This is a genomic window from Pseudogemmobacter sp. TB195 (assembly GCF_058313095.1).
Genome location: NZ_JBZEGG010000005.1, coordinates 36,630 through 58,054 on the forward strand (window position 1 = coordinate 36,630; position 21,425 = coordinate 58,054).

Here is a 21,425-nt window from a genome sequence, read left to right on the forward strand (position 1 = left end):
CCAACAGATTTTCAGGAGGAGAATCGAAACCATGACCACCACATTCGCGAAACTCTCGCTTTCGGCGCTGGCTCTGGCCACTGCAGGTGTGCTTGCCGCCGGCCCGGCTGCGGCAGAGGGCAAGAAATACAAGATCTATCTCTCGCTCTCCTATTCCGGCAACTCCTGGCAGTCGGAGGCGGCGAATATCGTTAAGGCCCTTGCGGCAACAGCGCCCTATAACGAGACGGTTGAGCTGATCGAAGTGATCTCGGGCACGGACCCCCAGGCGCAGATCTCGGCCTATGAGAGCATGATCGAGGATGGTGCCGATGGGATCATCACGTTCCCGATTTCCTCGACCGCGCTGAACCGCACCATCAAACGCGGTTGCGATGAGGGGGTCCTGTTCTTCACCTATGACGCCACCGTCACCGAGCCCTGCGCTTACAATGTCAGCTATATCACCTCGGGCTTTGGCGAGAACTCGGCCCAGGCGCTGGTCAACGAACTGGGCGGCAAGGGCAAGATCTTCCTGTCGCGCGGTGTGCCGGGCAATTCGGTCGACAAGCGCCATACCGATGGCGCAATGCATATCTTCAACCAGTATCCCGGCATCGAAGTTGTCGCGGAATACTATTCCTACTGGGACGACCGTACCACGCAGCAGGAAACCGCCAAAGCGCTGGCCGCACATCCGGATGTCGACGGCATCTGGGCCCAGGCCGGTGAATTCGGTGCCGTCCAGGCGCTGCTTGATGCAGGCGACCGTCTTGTCGCGATGACCGGTGAGAACTCGAACGGCTTCCGCCTCGCGCTGGCAGATCCCGATATGCAGGCCAAGGGCCTCAAAGGTGTCTCGGCTGGCTCGCCGCCGGCGCAATCGGGCTATGCGTTCAAACTGATGATGGAGATCCTTGAAGGCAAGCGCGAGCTGGAGCCGATGAATATCGAATTCCCGCTGCCCTGGGTGCCGGCTGCCGATGTGAAGATCTGTGAAGGCGAGAAATTCGAGAATGGCTGCAATGCCTTCCCGGCCGACCGCGTGCCGTCTTCCTTCGTCACCCAGGTGCTGGACCCGGTGCTGCTGCCAGAGCTTTCCATCGACTCGGCGCTGAACGGCACCCCGGTTGAGGGCGCGACCATCCAGGCACTGCCCGCCGATGTGCCGGCAGGCGCCAACGAGCCGGGCATCAACTGCCAGGACTGCGAGCCGCCCGCTGATCTCTACAAGCTGACCAAGGTCGAGCCGACCGTTCAGCCCTGACCCTTGTCGGGCCGGCTGAGCCCGGCCCGCAACCCCTGCGCGCGGGGACCGCTCCCGTCCCCGCGCGTGCCTTTCCCGACTGGCCACCACACAGGAACCGGACCACCATCATGAGATACCTCAAGCAGGGACAGACGGCCGAAGCGATCTCGGCGAATGATGCCGTCGTTAAGGAAACCGTCGAGACGATCCTTGCCGATATCGAGGCGCGCGGTGACGCCGCCGTGCGCGAGCTGGCAGGCAAATTTGACGGCTATGCGCCGGCAAGCTTCCGCCTCTCAGACGCTGAAATCCAGCAGGCGATTTCGGAAGTTTCGCCCCGCGATCTGGAGGATATCCATTTCGCGCAGACCCAGGTCCGCAACTTCGCAAAGGCGCAGCGCGATTGCCTGAAGGATCTGGAGGTCGAAACTCTGCCGGGCGTCTTCCTTGGCCATCGCAATGTGCCGGTCGAAGCCGTGGGCTGCTATGTGCCGGGTGGTAAGTACCCGATGGTCGCCTCGGCGCATATGTCGGTTCTGACGGCCAAGGTTGCCGGTGTGAAGCGGGTGATCGCCTGCGCGCCGCCCTTCCATGGCAAACCGCATCCGGCCATCGTCGCGGCGATGCATTTCGCCGGCGCCGATGAGATCTACTGCCTCGGCGGCGTTCAGGCCATTGGCGCCATGGCGATCGGCACCGAGAGCATCGCGCCAGTCGATATGCTGGTCGGCCCCGGCAATGCCTTTGTCGCCGAAGCCAAGCGTCAGCTTTACGGCCGCGTCGGCATCGATCTCTTCGCCGGCCCGACCGAGACGCTGGTGATCGCCGATGACACCGTTGATGGCGAGATCTGCGCGACCGACCTTCTGGGCCAGGCCGAACATGGCCCGACCAGCCCGGCGGCGCTCATCACCACCTCGGAAAAACTTGCCAATGACACCCTGGCCGAGATCGAGCGCCAGCTTGGCGTGCTCCCGACCGCCGATATCGCGCGCAAGGCCTGGGAGGCTTACGGCCAGGTGATCCTGTGCGACAGTGAAGAAGAGATGCTGAAAGTCGCCGACGATCTGGCCTATGAGCATGTCCAAGTCATGACCCGCGACCCGGATTACTTCCTGAAAAACATGCAGAATTTCGGCGCGCTCTTCCTTGGCCCACGCACCAATGTTGCTTATGGCGACAAGGTGATCGGCACCAATCACACGCTGCCAACCAAAAAGGCCGCGCGCTATACCGGCGGGTTGTGGGTCGGCAAGTTCATCAAGACCTGCACCTATCAGCGCGTCACCACTGACGCCGCTTCGGCGATGATCGGCGAATATGCCTCGCGGCTTTGCATGCTTGAGGGCTTTGCGGGCCATGCAGAACAGGCGAATATCCGCGTTCGCCGCTATGGCGGTTCAAACGCAGCCTGAAGACCGGAGCAAGGGTTATGAGTGACGACAGCAATAAAGGTGGTTCGCGCAAGCGGGTGACGGTCAAGGATCTTGCCCGCTCGCTCGGGATGTCGGTTTCGACCGTCTCGCGCGCCTTCTATCCCGATGCCATCGTTGCCCCGGAAACCCGCCGCCAGGTTCTGGAAGCCGCGGAAGAGATGGGCTACCGGCCCAACCCTTTCGCACGGTCGATGATCACAAGGCGGACGCGGATCGTCGGCCTTGTGGTCGCGGGCATCACCAACCCTTTCTATCCTGAGGTGATGACCCGGCTGACCACTGCGCTCCAGGAGATCGGCATGAATGTCATGCTGGTCTCCGCCGAAGCGCCCGAGCGGATCGATGAGGCGGTGGAACAGGCTCTGACCTATCAGCCTGATCTGATCATCATCCTCGCGGCCACCATGTCGTCGCGCGCGGTGCAGGAATGCACCGCCGCCGGCACCGCCTGTATCTTTTTTAACCGGCTGTCCTCGGACCCGGCCGGGCATGGTGTCACCTGTGACAATATCACCGGCGCCCGCATGGCCGCCGATCACCTGATCGACAAGGGGCACAGGCGGCTTTGCTATGTCGCGGCTTTTCCCGATGCCTCGACCAATATCGAACGCTGGCAGGGCTTTCGCGACCGCGCGCTGGAGCGTGGCCTCTCTGAGCCGCAAAAGGTTGAGGTCGGGAATTTCAGCTATGAGGCCGGGTTCTCGGGCGCTGAGGCCTTCGCCGCGCTGTCGGAGCGCCCGGATGGCGTGTTCTGCGCCAATGATATCGTCGCCATCGGCTTTGTCGAAGGCGTGCGGGCGCGGCTGGGGATTGGAGCCCCGCTTGATATTTCAGTGGTCGGTTTCGATGATATCGCCATGGCCTCCTGGCCATCGCATTCGCTGACAACCATCCCGCAGCCGATTGACCAGATGCTGGCGGTGACCGTCGATCTGGCGGCGCGGCTGGCAGCTGATCCAGCGACGCCGGTCGAATTGCACCGCATCGCCCCGAAACCGCTGATCGAACGTGGCACCACCGCGAGGAGACAAGAATGAGCGGCCATCCCATCTCCCGCCCACAGGGTGCCGCGCTGTTTGAGCGGCTCGCGGTGCTGCACCGCCCCGATTGCACCGCCCCGATGCAGCCGCCGCCCGCTGAGAGCCTGCCTGACGAGGGCGAAATAGCGCGGGCGCTCGCCTCCGACGCTGCCGGGCGCTACGGCAGCGCGGCCCGCGCCGTTTTCAACGATCTGCGTCGGCTGGTCGGGCAGCTGGCCGGGCTTTTGATCCTCGCGCGGCTCACTTCGCGCCCCGATCACGCCGGTCTGCCCGAGGTGAAAGCCTGCCGCGCGCGCGAGGAGGAGATCACCGCGCAGATTGCCGCGCTTGTTGCCCCCGGTCCGCTTGGCCCCCATCGCGACCGGCTTGCCGAAAGCGCCGGACTTTGCCGCGCGATCCTTGACGGGCTGGTCGCCTGGCGGGCCGATGCTCCGGGGGCGGACGCCACATTCGACGCGCTCAATGCGCAGATCCGCCGCGCATATACCGTGTTGGAAACCTGCGCCGAGACGCGCGCCGGACTGCAGATGATTGATTTCAGCCATGCCTGCTGCGCCTGCGGCGGGCATTGATCCGGGACAGTTCTGGGAGGAAATGATGTCCGACTATTCGATCTGGGTTTGTGAATATTCGTTCGTGAAAGACTATCACAAGAGCGGCGTACTCTATGGCGCCCATAACCAGGGCTATGTGAAGCTTCCCTATTGCTATGTCGTGATCAAGGGCAAGGATCACGTCGCCATGGTCGATGTCGGCTATAATGACAAGGCTTACGGCAAAACGCTGGGCGACCGCTTCAAGGTCGAGAACTGGCGCAGCCCGCGTGAGGTTCTGGCCGGGATCGGGCTGACGCCGGAAGATGTCGATACCGTCTTCATCACCCATGCGCATTTCGACCATTTCGGCAATGTCGAAGACTTTCCCAACGCCAAATTCTACATCCAGGAGCGCGAGATCGCGAAATGGGTCTGGGCGATGTCGCTGCCCGAGCGGATGCGCTGGATGATGGTCGCGGTCGATCCCGGCGATATCGTGCGCGGGGTGGAGCTGGCACGCGACCGCCGGCTGATCACTGTCAATGGCGCCGTCGAGAATGTTCTGCCGGGGATCGATCTGCATCTGGCCGAAGACAGCCACACCTATGGCTCGATGTGGGTCACGGTCCGGAATGACGGTCAGACACAGACGGCAGACCCCTGGGTGCTGGCCGGCGATCTGGTCTATGTCTTTGAAAACGTGAAAGGCCCGGGGGCTGCTGTCGATGCTGGCGAGATCTATGTGCCGGTCGGCCTCGCCGTCGGCAGTCAGACCAATCTGGTGCTGGCGACGGAAGAGATGATGAAGCAGGCCGGCTATGACGCGCATCGTGTGATCCCGGTCCATGAGGAGCGGCTGCGCGACACCTTCCCCTCGCGCATCACCAAAGACGGGCTGCGCATCTCGGAAATCTGCCTCGCCGATGGTGAGGCCTCGAAAGTCGCATGATGTCAGGAAAAGCTGTAATAGGGATTGTCGGGGCCGGGCTGGTCGGCTCCGGCTGGGCGGTGGTCTTCGCCCGCGCCGGGCATCAGGTGCTGGTGTTTGATCCGTCGCCCGAGGTCCGTGCGAAGGTGATCCCCTGGGCGCAGACCGCACTGAACGACCTGGCTGAGGTTGGGCTGGCCGATGATGCAGGCGCCGCGCTGGCGAAGATCAGCGTGGTGGAAAGCCTGTCGCAAGCCGTCAGCCCCGCCGATTATATCCAGGAATCTGTCTTTGAGCGGGTGGATGTGAAGACAGAGGTCTGCCGTCAGATTGGCCCGCTGCTGAAGGCAGGCGCGGTGGTTGGCTCGTCCTCATCGGGGATCCCGGCCTCGGCTTTCACCGAAGACTGTGCGAACCGCAATCGCTTCCTGATCTCGCATCCGGTCAACCCGCCGCATCTGGTGCCGGTGGTGGAACTGGTGCCGGCGCCCTGGACCGACGTGGATGCCGTCACCTCGACCCGCGCGCTGATGGAGGCGGTGGGTCAGGTCCCCGTCTCGCTGACGCGCGAGATTGAGGGCTTTGTGCTGAACCGCCTGCAAGGCGCGCTGCTGAACGAGGCCTGGGCGCTTTATGACGCGGGCTATGCGACGGCGGCGGATATTGATGCGACTGTGGCACATGGGCTCGGCCTGCGCTGGTCTTTCATGGGGCCGTTCGAGACCATCGACCTCAACGCGCCGGGCGGGGTGGCCGATTACGCGGCGCGGCTTGGCCCGCTTTATCATTCCATAGCGGAATCGCGCCGCGACCCGCAGCCCTGGTCCGCTGACCTTATCGCCCGCATCTCCGCCGAGCGCCGTGCGGCGCTGCCGGAGGGCGAGCTTGCGGCCCGCAGGGCCTGGCGCGACGGGCGCCTGACGCGGCTCGCCGCTTTCAGGGCGCGGGAAGGCGCGAAATGAAGATCGACCTTACAGGCAAACGCGCCTTCGTCACCGGCGCGACCGGCGGGCTCGGGCGCGCCATCGCCATCGGTCTCGCCGCCTCGGGCGCACGGGTGGCACTTGGCTATAACAGTTCCGCCGCCGGGGCGGAGGCGCTGGCGGCTTTGATGCCGGGCGAGGGGCATCTGCCTTTGCGCGCGCCGGTCACCGACAGCGCCGCGCTGGCAGAGGCTGCGGCAGAGATCCGCGCGGCGTTTGGCGGGCTGGATATTCTGGTGAACTGCGCCGGCATTACGCGTTTCGTGCCGCATGGCGATCTTGACGCGCTGGAGGATCAGATCATCGACGATATCCTTGCGGTGAATGTGCGAGGTGTGGTCGCCACCACCCGCGCCATGCGACCGATGCTGGATGCGTCCGACCGGGGCGCGGGCGGCAAGGCAGTGATCGTCAACATCTCCTCGATCGCGGCCCGGACGGGGATGGGGTCGAACATCGTCTATTGCGCGTCAAAGGCGGCGGTCGACAATATCACGCTTTCGCTCGCGCGGGCGTTGTCGCCGAAGATCCGGGTGCTTTCGGTGGCGCCGGGGCTGGTCGATACCGATTTCGTCAAATCACTGAGCCAGGACTGGCGCGACGAGCAGGCCGCGCGCACGCCGCTTGGCGATCTGGCGCAGCCGGAGCATATCGCCGATGCAGTGGTCGCGGCGGCGGGGCTTCTGACCTATTCGACCGGCACGGTGATCGCCGTGGATGGCGGCAGACCGCTCGGCTGAGGCCGGGCCTTTTAACGGAGAAGATGATGACCCGGACGGGTGCTGTGGCCGTGATCGGTCTTGGCTCGATGGGGCGTGGCGCGGCTTTGTCGCTCTTGCGCGCCGGGCTGGAAACCCATGCCTTTGATATCCGCCCCGAGGCGCGGGCGGATTTCGCCGCACAGGGCGGTTGCGCCCATGAGACCGCTGTTGCGGCAGTCGCGGCGGCGGAGGTGGTCTTCCTTTTCGTCGTCAATGCCGACCAGGCTGAGGACGTGCTGTTCGGCACCGGCCAGGCGGTCGCGGCGGCAAAGTCCGGCACCGTCTTCGCGGTCTCGGTGACGCAGGATCCGGCGCGGGCCGAAGATCAGGCGCGCCGGTTGCGCGAGGCCGGGATGCTGCCGCTGGACGCCCCGGTTTCAGGTGGTTCCGCGAAGGCGCTGGCGGGCGAGATGAGCGTGATGGCTTCTGGCCCCGAAGCGGCGTTCCTCAAGGCCGGCCCGGCGCTTGGCGCGATTGCGGGCAGGGTCTTCCGGCTGGGCGCGGCACCAGGGGCCGCGTCAAAGATGAAGATGATCAACCAGTTGCTGGCTGGGGTGCATATTGCGGCGGCGGCCGAGGCGATGGTGCTGGCGCGCGCCGCCGGCCTCGATCTGCATGAGGTGATCGGGGTGATCGGCGATTGCGCCGGGATGAGCTGGATGTTTGGCAACCGCGCGCCGCATATCGCCGATGGCGATTATACGCCGCATTCGGCGGTGGATATTTTCGTCAAGGATCTCGGCATCGTGACCGGCGCGGCTTTGGGGCTTGGGGCCAGCGTGCCGCTTTCCGACAGCGCACTTGCCCTGTTCCGTGAAGCCGCAGGTGCCGGGCTCGGGCGTGAGGATGATGCGGCAGTGGCGAAGGTGCTCGCCGCGCGGGCCGGAATCACGCTGCCCGGCAGCGGGGGCTGATCGGGATGCGCTTTTCTGCTAATCTCGGGTTTCTCTGGGCCGATCTGCCACTCCCCGAGGCGATCCGCGCCGCCGCACAGGCCGGCTTCGACGCGGTCGAATGCCACTGGCCTTATGAGACACCGTCGGCCCAGGTGAAGGCGGCGCTGGAGGAGACCGGGCTGCCGATGCTCGGCCTCAACACGCGGCGCGGGGCGTCGGGTGAGAACGGGCTGGCGGCGCTTCCCGGGCGCGAGGCAGAGGCGCGGGATGCGATCCTCGAAGCGCTCGCCTATGCCGATGCGATTGGCGCCGGGGCGGTACATGTGATGGCCGGGATCGCTTCCGGGCCGGAGGCCGATGCTGCGTTCCGCGCCAATCTTGCCTTTGCCTGCGCGCGGGCAGGCGGTCGTACCATTCTGATCGAGCCGCTGAACCCCTATGATGCGCCGGGCTATTTCCTCAACAGCGCCGAACAGGCAGCGTCTATCATTGAAGGCCTCGGCCATCCGGCGCTGAAACTGATGTTCGACTGCTATCACCTGCAGATCTGCGGCGGTGATATCTGCCGGCGGTTCGAGCGCCTGCTGCCGCTGATTGGTCATGTCCAGATCGCCTCGGTCCCTGACCGGGGCGCACCTGATCATGGCGAGCTGGATTATCGCGCGGTGCTCGCGCGGATCGGCGCGCTTGGCTGGACGGCACCCATCGGGGCGGAATACCGGCCCGGCAGGACGACTGCTGAGACGCTGTGCTGGCTGCCCGCCTTCCGCGAAATCCCCGTCAGCGCCTGAGAAAGCCTGTCAGCAGATCGGCGCCGCCGAAACCGCCGGATTTCGAGACCAGCAAACGCCCGTCGAACCGGCCGCCGATGACGCGCGAAACAGGGATGCCCGGACCGGCCTCGCCGATACAGTCGAGGGCTTCGGTGCCGGTCTGAGCAAGAACAAGGCTCAGACAATCGCCGCCGGTCACGAAAATCGCGCCCGCGCCGCCGGGCTGCAGACGCGAGAGGCTGTCGCGCAGCCGCGCATGGGTCTCGCGCGCATCGGCGCTGAGCGGCACCGGGTCCAGCAGGACAGGTCTCGCGCTGTCGGCGTCGAGCCCGGCCCCTGATGCGGGACGGATCAGGGGGGCAAGCGCTGCCGCCTGCGCGCGGGTGGCGGGATGCGCTGTCCCGAGGATGAAAAGCCCGACCTCTGGGCGCGGCAGGGGCGATGAGGGGGCGGCCAGCGCCTCGGCCAACCCCCGGCTTCCCGCCCAGAGCGTGCCCCGCATCCCGGTCCAGGGGCGGATGGCTGCGCGCAGTTCCGCCGCGTATTGCGCATCCGGCACATGGATTTCGCGCTCGGGCGCCAGCCTGGCAAAAGCCGCGCGCAGATCGCCTTGTGCGGTCTCGCGCCAGGTCCCGCCGTCCTGCACCAGCTGGCGCCCTTCCCTGGTGATCCGGCCCATTTCGGGGAAGGCCGGCGCAAAGATGCAACGCGCGAAACCGCCGGCTGCAATCATCGCCAGCGTCTCGGCCAGCGGGTGGCCGCGCAGCACGCTGTCGACCTTCTTGAACCAGAGCGCCGACGGGTCCGCCATCCGGCGCGCGGCATCGCGCACCAGCCCACAGGCGAGCGGTTCCGCCAGATCGCGGCTTTCGGTGCTGTGGCACAGCGCAGGCGTATCGCCGCCGGCTGACAGCGTCAGCCGCACCGGTGCGGCCTCGCGTGCAAAGGGCGCCGCCGCATCCAGCGCGCCGGTCAGATCATCCGCGATCAGCCGCAGCCTCACGGAAGTGCCGCCAGATCGACCTGGGGAATAGCATGTTGCAGCACCGCCAGCTGATCAAGCCCCAGCCGGTCATCCGTCACCAGCCGGTCCAGCTGTCGCAGCAGACCAAAGCTGCAAAAGGCGCGTGAGAAGATCTTCGAGCTGTCCGCCAGCAGCACTGGCCGGTCGGCGGCGGCAAGGATCACGCGTTTGAGCTGTGCCAGCTCGACCGAAGTATCCGACATCTCGGTCTCGCTGACCGCATGGGCACCGACGAAAGCCAGATCGGCGCGCAGCCGCCGCATCAGATCGAGCGTATCCGCCCCCATCAGCGTGCCGGAACCGGGGCGCAGCTCTCCCCCGGCGACGATCAGGCGGATCTGCGGCGCCTCCGCCAGCGTCGCGGCGATTGCGAGATCATTGGTGACGGCGGTAAAGGCCGTGCCACTGTCGCGTGCCGCCCGCGCCGCCGATGCCGTGGTGGAGCCGCTGTCAAAGATCGCGGTCATGCCGGGGCGGATCAGCTGCGCGGCCTCGCGCCCGATTGCCGCTTTTGCCCCGCTTTCCAACTCGGAAGCGATGGCGCGGCCGAGCTCTGGCCCGGCACGCAGGCTGCCGGTCAGCAGGGCGCCGCCGCGTGTGCGTTCCAGATGCCCGGCCTCAAAAAGCATGTCGACATCGCGGCGCAGCGTCGAGACAGAGACCCCGAGCGCGGCTGACATCTCTTTCAGCCCCGCTGCCCCGTCACGGCGCAGGAATTCGATGATCCGGGCCTGGCGCAGGGCTGGCAGCATGGGCTTCTTTCCGGTGCGGTTGGGTTGCGGGCTATTCTGGAATGGCCCGGCGAATATTTCAATACATTCCACATTGCGCCGGAAAATACTTCCAATATCTTTCATATGATGTCAAAAGATTTCAGTTCGATGCAGCCCGAGGTTCCAATGTCCCGCCCGCTTCTTGCTATCACGCTTGGCGATCCCGCCGGAATCGGCCCGGAAATCACGCTGCGCACGCTGGCGCATCTGCAGGACAGGCTGGATCAGGGCGCCTTCGCACTGGTAGTGATCGGCGATCCCGGCGCGCTCGCCCTGGCGGCGGAGGTCACCGGATTGCAGCCACCGCCGGTGATCAGCGAGGCGCAGCTTGCCGGGCTGCAAGGGGCCGCGATCCTGCCGACCCCGGCGCCGGACGCTGAGATCCGCTGGGGTGAGATCACGGCTGCGGCGGGGGAGCAGGCCTATCAGGCCATCGCCATCGCAGTGCGCCTCGCCATGGCGGGGCGGATTGACGGCATCGTTACCGCGCCGCTGAACAAAGAGGCGCTGAACCTCGCCGGGCGCCACTATGCCGGACATACCGAGATGCTCGCCGATCTGACCGGAGTGAAGGGCAGTGTGATGATGCTGGCGCATGGTGGCATGCGGGTCAGCCATGTTTCGACCCATTGCGCACTGGAGGAGGTGCCGGGACGCGCCACGGCGGCCCGCATCTGCCATGTCACCGATCTGACGCTGGCAACGCTGAGGCGGATGGGGATGACGGCGCCCCGCGTGGCCATCGCCGCGCTGAACCCGCATGCCGGCGAAGGAGGGATCTTCGGGCGTCATGATATCGACGTGACGGCGCCGCTGGTTGCGGAATACCAGGCGAAGGGCGAGAAAGTCTTCGGGCCGGTCCCCGGCGATACGGTCTTCGTGCGGCTGCGCGGCGGGGATTTCGACGCGGTCGTGGCGATGTATCACGACCAGGGCCATATCCCGGTGAAGCTCTTAGGCTTCGCGGTTGACCCGGCCACCGGGCGCTGGACGGCGCTGAACGGGGTGAATGTGACCCTCGGCCTGCCGGTGATCCGCACCTCGGTCGACCACGGCACTGCCTTTGACATTGCCGGCAAGGGCATCGCCGAGGCATCAAGCCTGATCGAGGCGGTGGATTACGCCCTCACGATGATATGAGCAATATCGTCCTGGAAACCCGTTTTCGGGGTTGGTTTCCGCCTGACCTGTTTTTGTGATCCGTCCCAATCGCTCCTGCTCTCCGAAGGAGTGCTGACGTGGAACAGGTCCAGGCCAGACGGCGAAGCCGCAGCCTCGCCGGCAGGGTCTGCGAGCGCTTCGCCGTTTCGGCGCCACCAGCAGGCCGATATCTCGTGCCGGTCACAACGCCCGGATTGAAGGGGGTTGCAGCGTCCGCGGCCTGGTCTCAGCTGGCAACGCATGATTTCGAACAGTCATCAGTGAAGGCTCCACGCGCCTGAGCAAACCATGCGGTTTGCCCAGGCGGTGCCTGTCGAAATATGTCGATCCGGCGGGCGGGCTGACCGGATCAGCGGCGGATGAAGGGGTTCGGGATTTCAACCCCCGTCGAGAGCCAGACACTTTTCAGTTCAACATATTCCATGATGCCGGTCATGCCCCCCTCGCGACCGATGCCGCTCATCCCAAAGCCACCAAAGGGCGAGGTGATCGAGGTGGATCGGTAGTTGTTCACCCAGACCGTGCCGGCACGGATCTTTTCCGTCATGCGCAGACCGCGGGCGAGGTCGCGGGTCCAGACCCCTGCGGCCAGACCGAAGATGGTGTCATTGGCGATCTGCACTGCCTCTTCCTCATCTTCAAACGGGATGATCGAAAGGACGGGGCCGAAGACTTCTTCCTGCGCGATCCGCATCGAATTTTTCACGTCGGTGAAAATCGTGGGTTCATAGAACAGCCCGTTGGGCCAGTCTGCGACAGCGGCACGTTTTCCGCCGCGCACCAGCTTTGCGCCCTCGGCGGTGGCGATGGCGACATATTCCTCGATCTTTGCCAGCTGCGGCGCGGTTGAGATCGGCGCGATCTGGGTATCGGGGTTCGATGGGTGGCCGAAGCGGATATCCTTCAGGAAGTCCACCAGCCTTTCCACAAAGCGATCATGGATGGACCGCTGCAGCAACAGGCGCGAACCTGCCACGCAGGTCTGGCCTGAGGCCGCAAAGATCCCTGCAACCGCACCTTTGATCGCCTGATCCAGATCGGCATCCTCGAAGATGATGTTCGGGGATTTGCCGCCCAGCTCCAGCGTGACCCGTTTCATGGCGCGGGCGGCCTGTTCGTTGATGATCCGCCCTGCGACCGGCCCACCGGTAAAGGCGATGCGCTCGACCTTCGGATGCGCGACAAGGGCCTCGCCCATCTCGTGGCCATAGCCGGTCACCACATTGACCACACCTTTCGGGAAGCCGGCCAGCTCTACCAGCTTCACGAATTCCAGGGTCGAGGCCGAGGTGAATTCCGACGGTTTCAGCACCACGGTATTGCCCGCCGCAAGCGCCGCCGCGAGCTTAAAGCTCATCAGGGGCAGGGGCGAGTTCCAGGGCATTATACAGGCTACGACGCCCAGGGGTTCATAGCGCGTGTAGTTGATTACCCCGGGCTTGTCGGTCGGGATGGTTGCGCCCTGCAATTTGTCCGCCATGCCGCCATAGTAATAGTAGTAATTCGGCAGGTAGTTCATCTGGACGGTCAGCTCGGCAATCAGCTTGCCGTTATCCTTCATCTCCAGCTGGGCAAGCCAGGCGGCGTTTTCAGCAATCAGATCGCCGAGCTTGCGCAGCAGCGCGCCGCGCGCCGTGGCAGAAAGTCCACGCCAGGCGGGATCGTTGAACGCGCGATGGGCGGCCATGACGGCGCGGTCGACATCCTCATTCTGGGCGCGGGCGATGGTGGACCAGACTTCGCCAGAGACCGGATCGGTCGATTCGATTCGGCCGCCCGAAGCGGCGGGCGTGAAGGCGCCGTCGATATAGAGCTGGTATTCGACAATGCCATCGCGGGCCGGGGTCGGACGGATGGCGGGATTGGCGGCCTGCGGCTGGAAGGGCCCGGTCGGGTCGGAGAGAGGCATGGCAACCGTCCTGTTTTGCGTGGCAAATGTATTATAGTGGCTACAATATAGCTTAAGATATATCTGCCCTGCAAGATGCTGTCTCTGCTGTCATGGCCGCTTCCGCAGGCTGGCGACATGCCTGAAGCAAAATCTGCTTGCCAAATACATAAATGTATTATTATTGCTACTATATAAACTATCCGGCGCCATGCGACCTGATGACCGCAGAAAGCGCCTGATTCCGGATAGCGATAATGGGCCGGTGTGTCGCCTGCCCTCTGACAGGAGAGTGACCAAAATGAGAGAAAAGAGGCTCCGGAACTCCGTCCTGCTGGCATTGCCGCTGGCACTCGGCTTTGCTGCAGGGGCGCAGGCGCGCGACCTTGTGATCATCGGGCCGGGCGGTGGATATCAGGATGCGGCGCGCGAGACGCTGTTCAAGAGCTTTACCGAGGCGACGGGAATCAAGGTCAAGGATGATGCGTCCGATGGCGAGCTGGCCAAGATCTATTCCATGGTCGAAGCCGGTCAGGTCACCGAAGACATCCAGATGATCGGCGAGCCGGAATTGCTGCGCGGCTGTGAAGACGGGATCTTCGAGGCTGTCGACTATGATATTGTTAAAAAAGACAAGTTCATCGACGGAACCGCACTGGAATGTGGGGTTGGCGGCGCGGGCTGGGGCGCGGCTGTCTTCTATGACAAGTCGAAACATGCCGCCGGACCGCAAAGCTTCGCGGAGTTCTTCGATGTTGAGGCATTCCCCGGCAAGCGTTCGCTGCGCTCTACCGCTCAGATGACGCTTGAGGCGGCGCTGCTTGCGGATGGCGTGCCGTCTGCCGAAGTCTACGAGGTTCTCGCCACGGAAGAGGGCGTGGCCCGTGCTTTCGCCAGGCTTGATACGCTGAAAGGCCATGTCGTCTGGTGGAATACCGGCGCGCAGCCTTTGCAATTTGTCGGCAGCGGCGAGGTCGACTTCGCGCTGGCCTTCACCGGTCGTATCCTGCGTGCGATGAGCGAAGACAAGAAAGACTACCAGCTCGACTGGAACACGCTGATCTATTCGGTCGATTACTGGGCAGTGGTCGCCGGTTCACCGAAGAAAGATGAGGCGATGAAGATGCTGGACTGGATCACCGATGTCGGCCCGTTGCGCGAACAGGCGAAAATCTGGCCAATCTCGCCGGCGAATAAAGAGGTGAACGAGGATCCGGTCATCCGCGAAAGCAATCCGGGTATGGTTCTGAACCACACCGATGAAGGCCTTCGGATCAATACCGAATTCTGGGTTATCCATGGTGAGGATCTGGAAGCGCGGTTCGCGGCCTGGGCTGCGCGCTGAACACTGAATGAACCGGCAGGCGCGCGCTTCAGGACGCGCCTGCCAGAACTGACTGCGGGGCGCGGGTGGCGAAGTGAACAAAACGACCGTTTCATGGCTGCTGATTGCGCCACTTTTATTGCTGATCCTGATCGGCTTCGTCATTCCGATCGGGGTTTCGATCAAACGGGCCTTTGACAGCCCCGAAATAAGCATCGCCCTGCCGCGCACGACGCTGGCGCTTGACGCCTGGGACGGTGAGGGGATGCCCTCCGAAGAGGCCTTCGCGGCGCTTGTCGCCGATATGGGGGCAGGGCTCGACAATCGCGCTTTCGGGGCGTTAACGCGGCGGCTGAATTTTGAATCGACCGGGCTGCGGTCGACGCTGACAAAGACCCGCTCCGGGGCGGATAAGCTGGAGGCGCCTTTCGCGACCTCGCTTCCTGAAATTGCCCCGGAATGGGGAAAGCCACAGATCTGGCGGCTGCTGAAACTCCATGGCAGCCCCTATACCGCCACTTATGTGCTGCGGGCGCTGGATCTGCGCTATAATGACAGCGGCGCCATAGTGCCGGTCAGCGAGGATCAGGCAATCTTTCGCAGCCTGTTTCTGCGCACCTTCCTCATCAGCGCGGCGGTGACCCTGATTACCGTGGTGATTGGCTATCCCGCCGCCTGGTATCTCTCGACCCTCACGGGGCGTGGCAAGGCGATAGCGATGATGTGCGTGCTGATCCCGTTCTGGATCTCGATCCTCGTGCGCTCGACCGCATGGTTCATCCTGTTGCAGCGCGAGGGCGTGATTAACGGTCTGCTGAGCGCGGCCAGTCTGATCTCGGAGCCGAAGGCGATTATTTTCACAAGGCCAGCGGTCTATATCGCGATGGTCCATGTGCTGCTGCCCTTCTTCATCCTGCCGCTGCTGAGCGTCATGGCGCGGATCAAAGGTGACTATGTTCGGGCGGGTGCCTCGCTCGGGGCGAAGCCCTGGCAACAGTTTCTGCTGATCTACCTGCCGCTGACATTGCCTGGTCTCAGTGCCGGTGCGCTGATCGTCTTCATGCTCTCCGTGGGCTTTTACATCACACCCGCGCTGGTCGGCGGCATCACTGATCAGATGATTGGCTACTATATCGACTATTTCACCAATAACACGATCAACCAGGGCATGGCGGCGGCGCTTTCCTTCCTGCTTTTGCTCTTTACCGGGCTGATCCTGCTGGTGGCAGGGCGGCTGATGCCCTCGCTGGGCAAGGGGAAGAGCTGAGCCATGATGCTTGCAATCCGTATCTTCGCGATCTTCGTCTTTGCCTTTCTGGTGCTGCCGATCCTCGTGATTTTCCCGCTTTCCTTCTCATCGGGCGAGGTGCTGACGCTGCCGACCCCGGGCTGGTCGCTGCGCTGGTACGAGGATTTCTTCCATTCGCCGCGCTGGCTGCTTGCGACATGGAACAGCTTTGTCATCGGCATCGCCACCATGTTCCTCGCCACCACGCTGGGCACTCTGGCGGCCTTCGGTCTGCATATGTCCGAGTTTCGCGGCAAGAAAATCGTGATCGCAACGCTGTCTTTGCCGATGGTGGTGCCGACCATCGTCATCGCCTCATCGCTGTTCTTCGGCTTTGCCACGGTGGGGCTGACCAACTCGCGCACGGGTCTGATCATCGCCCATACAATCATCGCCGCGCCCTATGTGGTGATCACCGTGCTGGCGGCCGTACAGACCTTTGACAACTCGCTTTTGCGCGCAGCAATGTCGCTCGGCGCTGGCCCTTTCACGGCCTTTGTCGAGGTGGTGCTGCCGATGATCATGCCGGGTGTCATTGCCGGGGCGATCTTTGCTTTCGCCACGTCGTTTGACGAACTGATCATCGCGATCTTCCTTTCCGGGCCGGAACAGCTCACCCTGCCGCGCCAGATGTTCTCTGGTCTGCGCGAAATGCTCAGCCCGACCATCGCGGCGGCAGCGGTGCTGATGATCCTCTTCTCAACCGCCATGCTGATCGTTGCGGAAGTCGTTCGCGCCCGCAGCGAAAGCATCCGCCGCTAGTTCTTCGTTCTCACCGGCCACAGCCGTCAGGAAATGCCTATGTCTTCCCAAGACCCCTCTCAGCCGTTCGTCCGTTTCCGTGATGTGTGCAAGAGCTATGACGGCTCTGTCCAGGTGGTCGATCACCTGAATCTCGACATTGCCGAAGGCGAGTTTCTGACGCTGCTCGGCCCTTCGGGATCGGGCAAGACCACCACCCTGATGATGCTTGCGGGCTTTGAGAAACCGTCCTCGGGCGAAGTGATCTTTGACGGCAAGCGCATCAACGAAACCCCGACCTATGCCCGCAATTTCGGCATGGTCTTCCAGAATTATGCGCTGTTTCCGCATATGACCGTGGCGCAGAACCTGGCCTTTCCACTCCGGATGCACAAATTCGCAAAGCATGAGATCGAAGCGCGGGTGAACCGGGCGCTGGATATGATCCGGCTCGACAAGGTGGCGGATCGTCGTCCGGTGCAGCTTTCGGGCGGCCAGCAGCAAAGGGTCGCCCTCGCGCGCGCGCTGGTCTTCGAGCCGAAGATGGTTTTGCTGGATGAGCCGCTGGGCGCGCTTGACAAGCAACTGCGCGAACATATGCAGCTTGAGATCCGCGAGCTGCATGAAAAGCTGGGCCTCACCATGCTTTACGTGACGCATGACCAGTCCGAGGCGCTGACAATGTCGGACCGGGTCGCGATCTTCAATGAGGGCCGCATTCAGCATATCGGCCCGCCGGATGAGGTCTATGACCGGCCCCAGACCGCTTTTGTCGCCCGGTTCATGGGCGAGAATAATGTCATCACCGGCAAGGTCAGCGGCAGAGATGCTGCTACCGTGACGGTGCGGACAGCGGCAGGCACCGAAATCCTGACCACTGCGACCGGATCCCAGTCGGACGGCGCGGATGTGCAGGTGCTGGTGCGCCCAGAACATATCCGGCTTGGGGCGGAAGAGGGCGCCCCGAACCGCTTCGCCGCCCATATCCGCGATGTGATTTACCATGGCGACCATTTCCGCGCGGTGATGGAGGTCGCAGGGATTGGCCCGATGACCGCCTATGTGCCGCGTGGTCTTGGCAAGAAACGTCCGGCAGCGGGTGATGACGTTGCAATCAGCTGGAAAGCCATTCGTGCGCTGACTTTCGCGACAGATGAGAAGGTGCGGTAAATGAATATTCGAAACGAGGTGACCATGGCAGAGCCCGCTTTTGTAACCGCTGCCCGTGAACACCGCGCCCGCGCGCTGAAAACTGTTGCCTTTGGCTGCTCCTCGACCCCGAGAGGGCGCCAGTTGCCGGCGCCACTGGTGGCGGCCCGCGCCGAAGGCGCGCATCTGTGGGATATTTCCGGTGCGCGTTTCATTGATTACGCGCTTGGCTATGGGCCGCTGATCCTCGGGCACAGTCCGCAAGGGGTGATCGGGGCGGTAAAGTCTTCGCTTGATCTCGGGCTCAGGACCGCGACCATCCACCAGGGCGAGGCGGAGCTGGGTGAGCTGATCGCACAGACGCTCCCCTCGGCTGAAGTCAGCGCCTTTGCCAGCTCGGGTTCCGAGGCGATCCAGCTGGCGCTGAGGATTGCCCGCGCTGCGACCGGGCGCACCCGGATCGTGAAGTTTCGCGGCAATTATCATGGCTGGTTCGATACGATCCAGATTGCGGGTATGCCGGGCAATGACGGGCCGGATACGCTGGGCCAGGACCCGGCTGCGGCGGCTTCGGTCACGGTGCTGGACTGGGGCGATCTGGACCAGCTGCGCGCGGTGCTGGATGACACATTCGCCGCCGTTATTCTTGAGCCTGTTGCGATCAATGGCGGCTGTTTCATGCCGCCGGCCGGCTACCTTGAGGGGCTGCGCGACCTGACGCGCGAAAAGGGCGTGGCGCTGATTTTCGACGAGGTGATTTCGGGGTACCGGCTCGGGACCGGCGGCGCGCAGGCTTTGGTAGGTGTGACGCCTGATCTCTCGGTGATCGGCAAGGCGATGGGGGCGGGGTTCCCGATCAGCGCTGTCGCCGGCAGCCGCGCTGCGATGGAGCCGGTGGCCTCTGGCCGGATGCTGCATCGTGGCACCTTCAATGGCAATCCGGTGTCGGTTGCGGCCGCTGTGGCCTGTATCCGCGAACTGATCGCGCGCGAGGATGAGATATTCCCGCGCATGGAAGCGCAGGGCGCGGATCTTGAGGCCCATATCCGCGACACCGCCCGCGAGGCGGGCCTGCCACTTTCGGTTGCGCGTACCGGCTCTGCGTTGCAAATCTTCCTCGGGATTGACCAGGTCTCTGGCCTTGGCGATCTGCCGCGGATCGACCGCGCCGCGACCGCAGCCTTCTGTGGCGAGCTGTTGCTTGCAGGTGTGCAGACCATTTCGCGCGGGCTTCTTTATCTTTCGGCGACGCATTCGGATGAGGATATTGCCCTCACCAAAGCGGCTGTTACCAGGGCCATCGCCTTTGCCTCCGGGCGGAGTGCCTGAACGCTCTGCCTTCAGCGAAACAAGGAAAAAAGGCGGCCCATATCTGGGCCGCCTTTCATGTTTTACGGGCGGGACGCTGAGCCGTCAGACCTCGCGGCGGGGCAGCCCCTTCATATAGTCCAGCACCTCGGCGGTGGGGATCACATCGGCATATTTGCAATTCATGTCGAAGAGGTTGATCGCATGGCTCGCCTCGAAACGGTCGAAGGCGGTTTCCTCCGGTATGATCACCTTGAAATTGTAGGAATACGCGTCAACCGTGGTCGCCCGCAGACAGCCAGATGTCGTGCAGCCGGTCATGATCAGCGTATCGACATCAAGGAAATTCAGGTGGCTCATGAAGAGCGTGCCGAAAAAGGCCGAAGGTTTGCGCTTGCCGATCAGGATATCCTGCGGCTGCGGCGCAAGCGGCGCGACGGTCTGGGTCGCATGGCTGCCTTCGGTCGAGGTCTTTTCGCCACCACGGTGGTTCTTGCCGACCTGAACACCGCTGTCGAGCATATCGGGCCGCCGCTCTGACTGCGTATAGAACACCGGCAGGTTCTTTTCGCGCGCCATCTTCAGCAGCGGCTCGATCCGGTTTACCGCTTCCCAGCCCGCCGGGCCGCAATGGGTGCGGTATTTTTTCACACCCTCAATCTGCGATTCACCAGGTTCGTCGCCACAGAAATTATACTGTACGTCGATGATGAAAAGGGCGGGCCGTTTGCCAAATCCGCCGCGCTTGCCATATCCGGCGAGCTGGTAGATTTCCTTGTCATGTTCGGTGAGGAATTTATCCCAGACCCGTTCCGTCATTTCACGCTTTCCCTGAAGTTCTGAAAATGTAATCACCGCCGGCCTCGATGCCGGGCAGGACCTTGCCGCCCTCGGCAATCAGCCGGCCTTTCAGGACGGTTGCGGTTACCGCCCCTTTCAGTTTGCGCCCGGCCCAGGGCGTATAGTCGGAATGCGATTCCAGCTGGTCCGGATCGACCAGCGTCTCGCCATCCAGATCGACAATTGCGAAATCGGCGCTGTAACCCGGTGCGATACGGCCCCGGCCCGCCAGATTGTAAAGATCCGCCACATTCGCGCTGGTTGCCGCCGCCAGCACGTCCAGACCGACGCCGCGCCGGTGCCAGCCCTCGTCCAGCAAGACCGGCAAGAGCGTCGCGATCCCCGGGAAACCTGCACTCGCAGTCCAGATGCCGCCGTCCTTGGTCTCGGCTTTGCGGGGCACATGGTCCGATCCGATGGTGCTGATCTCGCCCAGCCGCACCCCTTCCCAAAGCGCGTCGATATCGGCCTGCGACCGCAGGGGCGGGTTCACCTTGGCCAGGGCTCCGCTGGCATCGTCATGCGAGAGCGAGAGGTAATGCGCGCAGGTCTCGACATGGATCGGTGCCCTGTCGGGCCGGCGCAGACGGCGCACGAGCTCAAGGCTTTCCCCGGCAGACATATGCACGATATTGACCGGGCAGCCGGTTTTCTCACCAAACCAGCAGACGCGGAAGACATTCTCAGTTTCCAGAAAGCCGGGGCTCTGTTCATCCCAGGCTCTCAGATCGTCGCGCCCGGCGTCACGCAGCGGCTCGCGGAAGACGGGAATGACTTCGGTATTCTCGCAATGCACGCCTACCACGGCGCCAGGGATCTTTGCCCCGGCCTGCAGCGCGCGGAACAGCAATGCGTCATCGACCTCGCCAAAGCCTTTGGCGGCCCCGGCGGCGCCCTTATACATCAGATAGACCTTGATCGAGGTCACCCCGAACCGGGCCGCATTCTCTGCCAGTGTCTCGACATGGGCGCGGCTGGTGACCCCGAAATGAAAGCCGAAATCGATGATCGAGCGCGCCTCGCCCGCCTCACGCCACGGCCCGGTCGACAGTGCCAGATCGTCCGAGCGGTGGAAGGTCATCATCCCGGTCACCCCGCCAAGCGCGGCGGAACGGCTCTCGGTCAGGAAGTCGGCTTCTTTTGCGCCAAAGCCGATATGGGTATGGGGGTCGATCACGCCGGGGAAGACGTGATTTCCCTTGCAGTCGATCACACGGACGGCCGTCGCGCTCTCGCCCGGCGCCAGCAGCGCGGCAATGCGCCCACCGCTGACCCCAACCGAGGCGTCGACAAGGCCAGTGCCGGGGATCACGAGGGTTCCGTTTTTCAGGATCAGGTCAAAATGCAT

20 protein-coding genes are annotated in these 21,425 nt (G+C 63.5%); 15 read left to right on the top strand and 5 right to left on the bottom strand.

What is annotated here, in order from left to right; all coding sequences use genetic code 11:
- Positions 1-31 precede the first annotated feature (31 nt).
- From AC4FS3_RS07020 to AC4FS3_RS07060, 9 genes are all read left to right on the top strand, one after another.
- Positions 32-1,246 (top strand): sugar ABC transporter substrate-binding protein, encoded by a 1,215-nt coding sequence (locus AC4FS3_RS07020; protein WP_491019928.1) that lies wholly within the window; start codon positions 32-34, stop codon positions 1,244-1,246.
- Between the two features lie 110 nt (positions 1,247-1,356).
- Positions 1,357-2,643 (top strand): histidinol dehydrogenase, encoded by a 1,287-nt coding sequence (gene hisD, locus AC4FS3_RS07025; RefSeq protein ID WP_491019929.1) that lies wholly within the window; start codon positions 1,357-1,359, stop codon positions 2,641-2,643.
- Positions 2,644-2,660: 17 nt separating this feature from the next.
- Positions 2,661-3,701 (top strand): LacI family DNA-binding transcriptional regulator, encoded by a 1,041-nt coding sequence (locus AC4FS3_RS07030; RefSeq protein WP_491019930.1) that lies wholly within the window; start codon positions 2,661-2,663, stop codon positions 3,699-3,701.
- Positions 3,698-4,276 carry a hypothetical protein gene (locus AC4FS3_RS07035; protein WP_491019931.1) on the top strand — a complete coding sequence of 193 codons (579 nt, stop codon included), beginning with the start codon at positions 3,698-3,700 and terminating at the stop codon, positions 4,274-4,276. The genes AC4FS3_RS07030 and AC4FS3_RS07035 overlap by 4 nt, the downstream gene beginning before the upstream one ends.
- Positions 4,277-4,301: 25 nt before the next feature.
- Entirely contained in the window at positions 4,302-5,189 is an 888-nt protein-coding gene (locus AC4FS3_RS07040; RefSeq protein ID WP_491019932.1) for an N-acyl homoserine lactonase family protein, read from the top strand.
- On the top strand, positions 5,189-6,130 hold the full coding sequence (locus AC4FS3_RS07045) for a 3-hydroxyacyl-CoA dehydrogenase (protein WP_491019933.1): 942 nt from the start codon (positions 5,189-5,191) through the stop codon (positions 6,128-6,130). The genes AC4FS3_RS07040 and AC4FS3_RS07045 overlap by 1 nt, the downstream gene beginning before the upstream one ends.
- Complete coding sequence (locus AC4FS3_RS07050; RefSeq protein WP_491019934.1) at positions 6,127-6,891, top strand: SDR family NAD(P)-dependent oxidoreductase; 765 nt, start codon at positions 6,127-6,129, stop codon at positions 6,889-6,891. The genes AC4FS3_RS07045 and AC4FS3_RS07050 overlap by 4 nt, the downstream gene beginning before the upstream one ends.
- Before the next feature lie 26 nt (positions 6,892-6,917).
- Positions 6,918-7,826: an L-threonate dehydrogenase gene (gene ltnD / locus AC4FS3_RS07055; RefSeq protein WP_491019935.1), complete on the top strand. Its 909-nt coding sequence runs from the start codon at positions 6,918-6,920 to the stop codon at positions 7,824-7,826.
- A 5-nt stretch (positions 7,827-7,831) separates the two neighbouring features.
- Positions 7,832-8,599, top strand: a complete 768-nt coding sequence (locus tag AC4FS3_RS07060) for a hydroxypyruvate isomerase family protein (RefSeq protein WP_491019936.1) — start codon at positions 7,832-7,834, stop codon at positions 8,597-8,599.
- Here the strand turns inward: AC4FS3_RS07060 and AC4FS3_RS07065 are convergent.
- Together AC4FS3_RS07065 and AC4FS3_RS07070 are read right to left on the bottom strand one after the other, a co-directional pair.
- Positions 8,589-9,584 carry a four-carbon acid sugar kinase family protein gene (locus AC4FS3_RS07065; protein ID WP_491019937.1) on the bottom strand — a complete coding sequence of 332 codons (996 nt, stop codon included), beginning with the start codon at positions 9,582-9,584 and terminating at the stop codon, positions 8,589-8,591. The genes AC4FS3_RS07060 and AC4FS3_RS07065 overlap by 11 nt on opposite strands.
- Complete coding sequence (locus tag AC4FS3_RS07070; protein ID WP_283179319.1) at positions 9,581-10,357, bottom strand: DeoR/GlpR family DNA-binding transcription regulator; 777 nt, start codon at positions 10,355-10,357, stop codon at positions 9,581-9,583. The genes AC4FS3_RS07065 and AC4FS3_RS07070 overlap by 4 nt, the downstream gene beginning before the upstream one ends.
- A 147-nt stretch (positions 10,358-10,504) precedes the next feature.
- On the opposite strand from AC4FS3_RS07070, the gene pdxA reads away from it, so the two are divergent.
- A complete protein-coding gene (pdxA, locus tag AC4FS3_RS07075; protein WP_283179318.1) occupies positions 10,505-11,518 on the top strand; it encodes a 4-hydroxythreonine-4-phosphate dehydrogenase PdxA in 1,014 nt (337 codons plus the stop codon).
- Between the two features lie 370 nt (positions 11,519-11,888).
- Here pdxA and AC4FS3_RS07080 read toward each other — a convergent pair whose 3' ends face one another.
- Positions 11,889-13,448: an aldehyde dehydrogenase gene (locus tag AC4FS3_RS07080; protein ID WP_491019938.1), complete on the bottom strand. Its 1,560-nt coding sequence runs from the start codon at positions 13,446-13,448 to the stop codon at positions 11,889-11,891.
- Positions 13,449-13,728: 280 nt separating this feature from the next.
- On the opposite strand from AC4FS3_RS07080, the gene AC4FS3_RS07085 reads away from it, so the two are divergent.
- The 5 genes from AC4FS3_RS07085 (at position 13,729) to AC4FS3_RS07105 (ending at position 19,258) form a co-directional block, all read left to right on the top strand.
- Positions 13,729-14,772 carry an extracellular solute-binding protein gene (locus tag AC4FS3_RS07085; RefSeq protein WP_491019939.1) on the top strand — a complete coding sequence of 348 codons (1,044 nt, stop codon included), beginning with the start codon at positions 13,729-13,731 and terminating at the stop codon, positions 14,770-14,772.
- A gap of 73 nt (positions 14,773-14,845) precedes the next feature.
- Positions 14,846-16,018 (top strand): ABC transporter permease, encoded by a 1,173-nt coding sequence (locus AC4FS3_RS07090; RefSeq protein WP_491019940.1) that lies wholly within the window; start codon positions 14,846-14,848, stop codon positions 16,016-16,018.
- 3 nt (positions 16,019-16,021) lie between these two features.
- On the top strand, positions 16,022-16,801 hold the full coding sequence (locus AC4FS3_RS07095) for an ABC transporter permease (protein ID WP_283179314.1): 780 nt from the start codon (positions 16,022-16,024) through the stop codon (positions 16,799-16,801).
- Positions 16,802-16,834: 33 nt separating this feature from the next.
- The gene (locus AC4FS3_RS07100; RefSeq protein WP_491019941.1) at positions 16,835-17,950 is read left to right on the top strand and encodes an ABC transporter ATP-binding protein; all 1,116 of its coding nucleotides are present in this window, start codon (positions 16,835-16,837) and stop codon (positions 17,948-17,950) included.
- Positions 17,951-19,258 (top strand): aspartate aminotransferase family protein, encoded by a 1,308-nt coding sequence (locus AC4FS3_RS07105; protein WP_491019942.1) that lies wholly within the window; start codon positions 17,951-17,953, stop codon positions 19,256-19,258.
- A gap of 84 nt (positions 19,259-19,342) precedes the next feature.
- Here the strand turns inward: AC4FS3_RS07105 and AC4FS3_RS07110 are convergent, their stop codons facing one another.
- On the bottom strand, positions 19,343-20,056 hold the full coding sequence (locus AC4FS3_RS07110; RefSeq protein ID WP_283179310.1) for an isochorismatase family protein: 714 nt from the start codon (positions 20,054-20,056) through the stop codon (positions 19,343-19,345).
- Between the two features lies 1 nt (position 20,057).
- The gene (locus AC4FS3_RS07115) at positions 20,058-21,425 is read right to left on the bottom strand and encodes a dihydroorotase (RefSeq protein WP_491019943.1); all 1,368 of its coding nucleotides are present in this window, start codon (positions 21,423-21,425) and stop codon (positions 20,058-20,060) included.